Source organism: Nocardioides sp. (assembly GCF_016462705.1).
In the GTDB taxonomy this organism is placed as follows: domain Bacteria; phylum Actinomycetota; class Actinomycetes; order Propionibacteriales; family Nocardioidaceae; genus Nocardioides.
In genome coordinates this window covers 1-8,333 of sequence record NZ_JAEMSS010000181.1, presented here as the reverse complement: position 1 = coordinate 8,333, position 8,333 = coordinate 1, and the positions used below count along the sequence as shown (strand labels likewise).

Genomic DNA, 8,333 nt, shown 5'->3' with positions numbered 1-8,333 from the left:
CCTTCGGCGCCAGCGTCTACGTCACCCGCAAGGGCGGCACCATCACCACCTGCGCGTCCACGAGCGGCTACATGCACGAGTACGACAACCGCTACCTGTGGATGAACCTCAAGCGGATCATCTCCTCGCACTTCGCCAACTACCGCGAGTCGTGGGAGGCCAACCGGCTCATCGCCAAGGGCAAGATCCACCCGACGCTGTCCAGGACCTACAGCCTCGACGAGGTCGGGCAGGCCGCTCTCGACGTCCACCACAACCTCCACCAGGGCAAGATCGGCGTCCTCTGCCTGGCCCCCGAGGAGGGCCTCGGGGTGCGGAACGCCGAGCTGCGGAGCAAGCACGAGGCCGAGATCAACCGGTTCCGGGACGTCTGAGCGCGGCGCTCGAGCCGGGGTGTGCGCAACGCGTTCACATCGGGCAGAGTGGGTGACCCGACCGTGCCCCCACCCGGAAGTGAGCCCGTTTCCATGAACCAGGGTCTGTCCATCTTCGACGACGCGCCCGAGGAGAACTCCGACACCGGCGAGGTGACGGCGCAGTCTCCGGCGGTTCAGGAGCAGCCGGAGGCCACGGCCGACCCGGACACCGAGGCGACCGTCGTCATCCCGGCGCTCCCCAAGGACGCGGCCAAGGCGGGGCAGTCCACCGCGGAGCCCACCCGGCCGGTCCCGACCAAGGAGCCTGCCCCCCAGCAGGCGACCCAGCAACCGGCGCAGCAACCGACGCAGCAGACGACCCAGCAGACCGCGCCGCCCACGCCACCGGCCAGGTCCGAGACCCCCGGCACGGCGACCGTCGCGGTGCCGGCGATCTCGCCCGCGCCCGGCCCCGTGCCTCCCCCGCCGACCGGCCCGCTGCCGGTCGTCCGCAAGAACGGCTACGACGCGGCGGCGGTCGACCAGCGGCTGCAGCAGCTGGCCGCCGACCGGGCCGCGCTGACGGCCGCGATCGCTCAGCACGAGACCCGCAGCGCCGAGCTGGAGACCGCCCTCGACAGCCTTCTCGGCCAGCTCGACGAGGTCAAGAACCCGTCCTACGCCGGTCTCGGCGGCCGCGCCTCGGCGATGCTCCGGCTGGCCGAGGAGGAGGCGTCGGAGATGCGGGCCGTCGCCCAGAGCGACGCCGAGGAGATCCGCGCCCAGGCCGCCCGCGACGCCCAGGCGATCAAGGCCGAGGCCGCTCGCGAGGCGGAGGACATGCGCATCGTCCAGCTCAAGGAGCTCGAGGAACAGCGCACCCGGATGCTCACCGACGCCGAGCGGACCCGGTCGCTGGCCCAGAGCGAGGCCCAGGACCTGGTCGCCAGCGCCACCCGCGAGGCCGAGCAGCTCCGGCTGGCCACCCAGCAGGAGACCACCGAGCTGCGGACCGGTGCCCAGCGCGACGCCGAGCAGCAGCGTGCCGCCGTCGACCGCGAGGTCCAGGAGGCCAAGCGGCTCCTGGCCGTCGAGCGCGAGCGGCTGGCCCGCGAGGCGAGCGAGCACCACACCAGCGCGATCGCGGAGACCAAGAAGCTGGTCGAGGACGCCGAGGCCCGGGCCACCGCGGCCGAGCAGCGCGCCCGCGACGCGCTGACCCAGGCCAAGGAGGCTCAGGAGCAGTCCGCCAAGGAGTCCGAGGCGATCCTGTCCCGGGCCCGCCGCGAGGCCGAGCAGATCATCGCCGCAGCCACGACCCAGGCCGAGGCGGTCCGGTCGAGCGGTGACGCCGAGCGGCAGCGCGAGGTGGCGCTGCTCAAGGCCGAGGTCGACCGGCTGAGCAAGCGCCGGGACGCGATCACCGCCCAGCTGGCATCGCTGCGTGACGTGGTCGCGGGCTTCGGTGACGACGACTCCTGACTCGCCGCCGGCCGAGCCGGCGGAGCAGCAGACCCCGGAGGAGTCCGGCTGGACGACCGAGCCTGGCGCGAACCCGGAGGAGTTCGGGGAGCCGGGTCCGCCACTGGACCATCACGCGCCGTTCTACGTGGGTTTCGTCGGCGCTTCCGGCGCGCTGCTGGCGTTCTGGCTGGCGACCAACATCGTCACCATCAGCAGCACGCTGGTCCTGATCGTCGTCGCGTTCTTCATCGCGGCCGGCCTCAACCCGTCTGTCGAGTGGATCGAGGGCCACGGCGTACGCCGGCGCTGGGCGGTCGCGACGGTGACCGTCGCCGTGATCGTGGCGGTGACGCTGTTCCTCGTGGCGATCGTGCCGGTGATCACCGACCAGGTGGCGTCGATCACCGAGAACGCCCCTGGCTGGCTCGAGCGGCTCCAGGACAACGAACGGGTCCAGGACCTCGACGACGAGTACCAGGTCATCGACAAGATCCGCGACTACGTGACCGACGGCGACTTCGTCAGCACGCTCTTCGGAGGTGCGCTCGGCTTCGGTCTCGCCGTGCTCGGCGCGCTGTTCAACGGCTTCATCATCCTGGTGCTGACGCTCTACTTCCTCTCGTCCTTCGCCCAGACGAAGTCGGCGTTCTACCGGCTCGCCCCGGCGTCGCGCCGGGAGCGGGTGACCAAGCTCGGCGACAAGATCATCCGCAGCGTGGGCGGCTACGTCTCCGGGGCGTTCATCGTCGCGATGTTCGCCGGCGTCTCCTCGCTCATCTTCCTGTTCATCGTGGGACTGAGCGAGTACGCCGTTGCCCTGAGCTTCGTGGTGGCACTGCTCACCGTCATCCCGATGATCGGCGCGACGATCGGTGCGGTGGTCGTGAGCGCGATCGCGTTCGCCGAGGATCCCAAGATCGGCATCGCCTGCGTGATCTTCTACGTGATCTACCAGCAGGTCGAGAACTACGTGATCTACCCCCGGGTGATGTCGAAGTCGGTTGACGTGCCGGGCGCGGTCACGGTCATCGCCGCGCTGATCGGCGCTGCCCTCCTCGGCGTCGTCGGCGCCCTGCTGGCCATCCCCACCGCGGCGGCGCTGCTGATGCTGACCCGCGAGGTGCTCGTACGCCGTCAGGACGCTCGCTAGGACTGGCCCAGCGCGACGCCGCCGACCACGTGGCAAAGGCCGACGTGAGCGCCTCCTGGACCACGCCTCAGGCGGGGACCGGTTCCTCGACGTGCTCCTCGACGACGACCGAGCGCTCGCCCATCTTGACCCCGATCACGCCGGCGAGGATCAGCAGGCCGCCGACGATCTGGATCGACCGCGGGAGCTCGTCCAGCAGCAGCCACGCCCACAGGACGCCCGCCACGACCTCGGTCAGGGCGACGAACGAGGCGAGCCGGGACCCGAGCAGCCGGCCGGCGGCGACCCCCGTGACGTAGGACAGCGCCGCGGTGAACACCGCCAGGACGAGGACCGGCTGCCACCAGGAGAACGAGGCCCCGGCGTACGTGACGTCGACCGTCGAGCTGTCCATCGGGAGCAGTCCCACCAGGCCCAGCAGCGCCACGACCACCGCACCGACGACCAGCCCGCCCGTGGCCAGCACGATCGGCGGCAGGCCGGTCGTGTCGTCGCCGTTGATGATGTAGTAGGCCGCGCAGCCGACCATCGCCCCGAGGGCCCAGAGCACGCCGGGCACGCTCAGGTCCGCGCCCGACAGCAGGTCGAGGACCAGGACCAGGCCGAGCGCTGCCAGCCCGGCACCCGCGAGCGTCATCAGCCCGGGACGCTGACCGTGGCGCAGCCACATCCACACGACGACGGCGGCGGGCGCGGTGTACTCGATCAGCAGCGCGGGACCGACCTGCATGTACTGGACGGCGGAGAAGTAGCAGAACTGGGCGCCGGCCACGGCGAGCAGGCCGTAGAACACGATCAGGCCGGCGTTGCGCCGGAGCAGGTCCCAGCGACCGCGGAGCGCGACCAGGGCGAACGGCAGCAGCACCACTGCGGCGATGCCGATCCGCAGCGTCACGATCGCGCCGACGCTCCAGCCGCCGTCGAGGAGACCACGGGCCAGGGCGCCCGACATGCCGAACGAGCCGGCGGAGACGAGGGCGAGCACGAGACCGGTGCCGAGCCGTGCCCGCGGGGGGACCGGCACGATCGGACCACCGTGGGAGGTGTCATGGGTCAACGTGCTCATGGAGCATGACACTACGAGCGCAGATGTAACATGTCAACGTGGTTTTCGCCCATGACACGGAGATGGCGCTGCAGTCCGCGGTCATCATGGCCAACAGCGCGCTCGAGCCGGACACCCTCACTGCCGTGACCGACCTGGACGCCATCTGGGACGAGTTCTCGTACTCGGGGCGCCATGACCGGACCAGGGCGGAGCTGGACGCGGTCAGGGAGATCCGCGGGCGCCTGCGCGATCTCCTCACCGCCGACCGGGACGCCGCGGTGGACCTGGTGAACACGTGGCTGGCCGACGCCGGCGCCGTCCCCCAGCTGGTGCGGCACGACGAGCTCGACTGGCACATCCACGCCATCGACCTCGACGCTCCGCTCGCCGACCGGATCATCGTGGAGACCGCGATGGCGATGGTCGACGTGATCCGCGCCGACGAGATGTCCCGGCTGGCCGTCTGCGCCGACGGCACGTGCGAGGGCATCGTCCTCGACCTCTCCCGCAACCGGTCGCGCCGGTTCTGCTCGACCGCGTGCGGCAACCGCAACGCGGTCGCGGCCTACCGGGCCCGCCAGCAGGCCTAGTACTAGACGTGCTGCTCCAGGAACCGGCGCAGCACCTCGACGAACACCTCCGGCTGCTCGGAGTGGACCCAGTGACCGGCGTCCTTCACCGTCACCCGGCGGTTCCGGGGGAACCACCGGTCCATCGCGGTGGCGTAGTCGGGCCGGACGTAGGGCGACCGCTGGCCGCCCAGCCACAGGACCGGGCCCTCGTAGGCCGCGACGCCTGCCAACCGCTCCTCCGGCCAGTCCGTGATGAGGTCGAGGTCGCGGCCGAGCAGCTCGAGGTTGAGGAGCCAGCGCCAGCCCCCTGACGCCCCGCCCTCGCGGCGCAGGCTCTGGAGCAGGAAGCCGCGGACCATCGGGTCGGGAACCGCCTCGCGCAGGGCCTCGTCCGCGTCGCTGCGCCGCTCGAGGGTCTCGAGGTCGATGGCCTGCATCGCGGCGATGTAGCCGTCGAACTCGACCGCGTGGTCGTAGGCGACCGGTGCGACGTCCACCACGACGAGTCTCTCGACCAGGTCGGGCCGGCGCAGCGCGACCAGCATCGCCACCTTGCCGCCCATCGAGTGGCCCACCAGCGCCACCGGGTCGTGCGAGCCGCCCTCGGCGTCGATCAGCTCGGCCACCTGGTCGGCGTAGGCGAGGTAGTCGAACCGCTCGCTGCGCGGCGACTGCCCGTGGTCGGGCAGGTCGATGAGCAGGACCCGGTGGTCGTCCGCCACGGCCTTGCCGATCCCGGTCCAGTTCTTCCCCTGCCCGAACAGCCCGTGGCAGAAGGCGACCTCGGGCCCGGACTCCCCCAGGCTGGTGTGGTTCAGCACCAGGAGTGCACCCCCTTCGGAGACAGGTCCCGGTCCCGCAGCACCACCGCGTGCGTCGCGCCGTGCTGCTCGCAGGTGCGCCGGAAGTCCCGGGTCCGGTACTCGACCATCAGCACCTGGTCGCCGTAGTCGGCGACATAGGCTCCGCACTCGTCGTAGCGGCCGCACTCCTCCGAGACCGCGAAGTCGTAGCCGACCCGGTGACCGTCGAAGCCCGCCAGGTTCTTCTGGCCCACCGACAACCCCTCGCGGTGTGCGCGCTTCGTGAGCAGGCGGGCGTACCGCAGCGCGTGCCCCCGCCTCAGAAGCCCGTCGCTGCGGGTGAACGAGTCGAGGTTGTCGTACTCGACGGCGTCGAAGCCGTCCTCCGCGCAGCCCGCGGTCCACCGGCCGACGATCCGGGAGATCCGTTTCCGCTTCTCGGCGGTGCGCAGGTCGAGGAGCCACTCGCCCCAGGCCTCGTCCACCACCAGGTCGCCCGTGCGGTCGTGGAGCAGGAGCTGCGGGCGCTTGCGCCAGAACCTCTTCTCCTGCGGCTGGGTCTGGAAGCCGTTCACGTAGCAGACGTTGTAGCGACCCTCCTGCGGCGGCTCCTCGCGGTCGCGCACCACGATCCCGACGTGGGCCGGGGCGTCAATGGCCCCACCGAGCTGGTAGTCGACGTCGGTCCCGGTCGGCAGCGGCTCGACCTCCGCGGCGACCGCCGGCCCGCCCAGCAGCGTCAGCACGACGAGCAGGGGCACCGCGACCAGGTTCCTCACCTGGAGAACGTATCCGTCACGCATCTCCCGCTGTCGCGTGCCTGCGGCTCAGAAGTCGAACCCGCCGCCGAAGTCGCCGAATCCGCCCATGTCGCCACCGCCGAGATCACCGCCCCCGAAGTCTCCGCCGGCGTCACCGCCACCGTCGCCGCCACCGTCGCCGTAGTCGCCGCCAGCGTCGCCGGCGTCGGCGCCGCCCTGGTCGCCCCCGGCGTCACCGAAGCCCCAGCCACCCATCGAGCCGATGAGCAGCCCACCGAAGAGCAGGCTCATGCCGGCTCCGGCGGCGAAGTAACCGGCGGCGTACGGCGCGTAGGCCGGTCCGCCCTGCCAGTAGGGCACCCGGCGCGAGCCGGTCATGACGGTGCGGACGTCGGGGTCGGCGCCCACCCGGACCCGCTCCGCGTCCAGGGCACAGGCCGGGACCGCCCGCACGGCACCCCCGGGCGGGGCGTAGTCCACGTCGGCGACCGACAGGCCGTGGCGAGGGTCGAAGAAGCACGGCGGGCGGCGGGTCGGGAGCGGCTCTCCGGCGACCCGGGCGCGCACGCAGGCGATGGCGTAGCGCCCGTCGTCCAGGATCTCGGTGACGTGCCGGATGTCGTCCGGCCGGCTCATCGCGTCGCCCGAGGCCTTCGCGTCCTCGTAGGCGTCCAGCGCGCGCTGGTAGTCGGACCGGGCGCCCTCGTCGAGGGTCACCCCGCGCACCTCCGCGTCGAGCTGCTGGAGCTCGGTGCCGAGGGCGGTGATGTCCTCGTAGGCCAGCTTCTTGACCGGCTCGAGCTCGGCGGCACGCCGGGTCAGCTCGCGGGCCTGCGCCCGGCGGTTGGACACCCCGAGCGCGACCATGAGGATGGCGAGCAACGCCAGGATCACGAGCAGCTCCATGCCTCGAGACTACGGATCACCTGGTGGGCGACCTCGCCGTCGAGCCCTGACAGGATCGTCAGGTGCAGGTGGACCTCGTCGCGACCGGGCTGCTCCGCTTCACCGACGGCACGCCGGTGCGCGCGGCGTCGGCCATCGCGCCGTACGCCGACGGGTGGCTGGTCTGCCAGGACGACGCGACCCATGCCTGCTGGTGGCACGACGACGTCGGGACCCCGGTCCGGGTCCTCCCCGCGGTGGAGGGCCACGAGGTGTTCTCCGAGGTGGCGGGGACCAAGGACCTCAAGCCGGACCTGGAGGCCGCGGTCGCCGTGGACTCCGGGGTGCTCCTGCTGGGCTCGGGGTCCACGCCCGCCCGGATGCGCGCCGTCTGGCTGGCGCCGGGCAGCGGGCCGGACGTCGGCGACCTGGGTGCGGTCTACGCGCGGGTCGCCGAGCTGCTGGCGGTGCCGCCGGATGCGCTGAACCTCGAGGGTGCCTGCATCGTCGGTGACCGGCTGCGCTGGTTCCAGCGCGGGCTGCCGGCGGCGGGCGTGCCCACCGCCAGCGTCGATGTCGGCCTCCGGTCGCTGCTCGACGCGGTGCGCGGCACCGGCGGCGGCACCTCCGTCGAGGTGGCCGACGTGCGCCGGTACGTCATCGAGGGCCCGGACGGGCTGCCCCTGGCCACCACGGACGCCGTGGCGCTGCCCGACGGGCGGATCCTGGCGAGTGCCGCCGCCGAGGACAGCCCCACCACCTACGACGACGGGCCGGTGCTCGGTTCCGCGTTGGTGCTGCTCGACTCGGACCAGGTCGTGGCCACGGCCGGGCTGCCCGAACCGGGCGGCCGGGTCGCCAAGGTCGAGGGCCTGGCCCTGGTCGCGTGGGGCGACGGCGGCGGGCGGCTGCTCGCCACCGTCGACGCCGACGACCCCGACGTGCCGTCGTCGGTGCTGACCCTCGACGTACGTCTCTGACCGGGTCCAGCCCTAGCGGGCCGAGTAGTCCCGGAAGCCCCGCTTGGTCTTGCGCCCCAGGTATCCGGCGGTCACGAGGTGCTCCAGCAGCGGCGCCGGCGCATAGCCGGGCTCACGGAACTCGAGGTAGAGCTCGCGCTGGATCGCCAGCGACACGTCGTTGCCCACCACGTCGAGGAGCTCGAACGGCCCCATCGGCAGGGCACATCCCTGCTTCATCGCGGTGTCGATGTCGTCGGCGGTGGCGTAGTGCGCGTCCAGCATCTTGACCGCGTCGTTGAGGTAGGGGAACAGCAGCGCGTTGACGATGAACC

Annotated in this window: 9 protein-coding genes and 1 pseudogene; 5 read left to right on the top strand and 5 right to left on the bottom strand. The window is 72.0% G+C overall.

Going from position 1 to position 8,333, the window contains the following annotated elements:
• From JHD21_RS18295 to JHD21_RS18285, 3 genes and pseudogenes are all read left to right on the top strand, one after another.
• Window positions 1-374 (top strand): annotated as a pseudogene (locus tag JHD21_RS18295) (zinc-binding dehydrogenase); the annotation flags it as partial.
• 93 nt (window positions 375-467) lie between these two features.
• The gene (locus JHD21_RS18290; RefSeq protein WP_292678080.1) at window positions 468-1,838 is read left to right on the top strand and encodes a hypothetical protein; all 1,371 of its coding nucleotides are present in this window, start codon (window positions 468-470) and stop codon (window positions 1,836-1,838) included.
• The gene (locus tag JHD21_RS18285) at window positions 1,822-2,970 is read left to right on the top strand and encodes an AI-2E family transporter (RefSeq protein ID WP_292678078.1); all 1,149 of its coding nucleotides are present in this window, start codon (window positions 1,822-1,824) and stop codon (window positions 2,968-2,970) included. Before JHD21_RS18290 ends, JHD21_RS18285 begins: the two co-directional genes overlap by 17 nt.
• A 67-nt stretch (window positions 2,971-3,037) precedes the next feature.
• Here JHD21_RS18285 and JHD21_RS18280 read toward each other — a convergent pair whose 3' ends face one another.
• Complete coding sequence (locus JHD21_RS18280) at window positions 3,038-4,036, bottom strand: DMT family transporter (protein WP_292678077.1); 999 nt, start codon at window positions 4,034-4,036, stop codon at window positions 3,038-3,040.
• Window positions 4,037-4,074: 38 nt separating this feature from the next.
• On the opposite strand from JHD21_RS18280, the gene JHD21_RS18275 reads away from it, so the two are divergent.
• Window positions 4,075-4,608 (top strand): CGNR zinc finger domain-containing protein, encoded by a 534-nt coding sequence (locus JHD21_RS18275; protein ID WP_292678075.1) that lies wholly within the window; start codon window positions 4,075-4,077, stop codon window positions 4,606-4,608.
• A 2-nt stretch (window positions 4,609-4,610) separates the two neighbouring features.
• Here JHD21_RS18275 and JHD21_RS18270 read toward each other — a convergent pair whose 3' ends face one another.
• From JHD21_RS18270 to JHD21_RS18260, 3 genes are read right to left on the bottom strand one after another with little or no spacing between them, the layout of a single operon-like run.
• Complete coding sequence (locus JHD21_RS18270) at window positions 4,611-5,411, bottom strand: alpha/beta fold hydrolase (RefSeq protein ID WP_292678073.1); 801 nt, start codon at window positions 5,409-5,411, stop codon at window positions 4,611-4,613.
• Window positions 5,405-6,172, bottom strand: coding sequence for an endo alpha-1,4 polygalactosaminidase (locus tag JHD21_RS18265; RefSeq protein WP_292678071.1), 768 nt, complete (start codon window positions 6,170-6,172; stop codon window positions 5,405-5,407). The genes JHD21_RS18270 and JHD21_RS18265 overlap by 7 nt, the downstream gene beginning before the upstream one ends.
• Window positions 6,173-6,220: 48 nt before the next feature.
• Window positions 6,221-7,060, bottom strand: a complete 840-nt coding sequence (locus JHD21_RS18260; protein ID WP_292678068.1) for a hypothetical protein — start codon at window positions 7,058-7,060, stop codon at window positions 6,221-6,223.
• A gap of 62 nt (window positions 7,061-7,122) precedes the next feature.
• On the opposite strand from JHD21_RS18260, the gene JHD21_RS18255 reads away from it, so the two are divergent.
• The gene (locus JHD21_RS18255; RefSeq protein WP_292678066.1) at window positions 7,123-8,019 is read left to right on the top strand and encodes a hypothetical protein; all 897 of its coding nucleotides are present in this window, start codon (window positions 7,123-7,125) and stop codon (window positions 8,017-8,019) included.
• Window positions 8,020-8,031: 12 nt separating this feature from the next.
• Here the strand turns inward: JHD21_RS18255 and JHD21_RS18250 are convergent.
• On the bottom strand, window positions 8,032-8,333 hold a 302-nt coding region (locus tag JHD21_RS18250), incomplete at its 5' end, for a 3-hydroxyacyl-CoA dehydrogenase family protein (protein ID WP_292678065.1).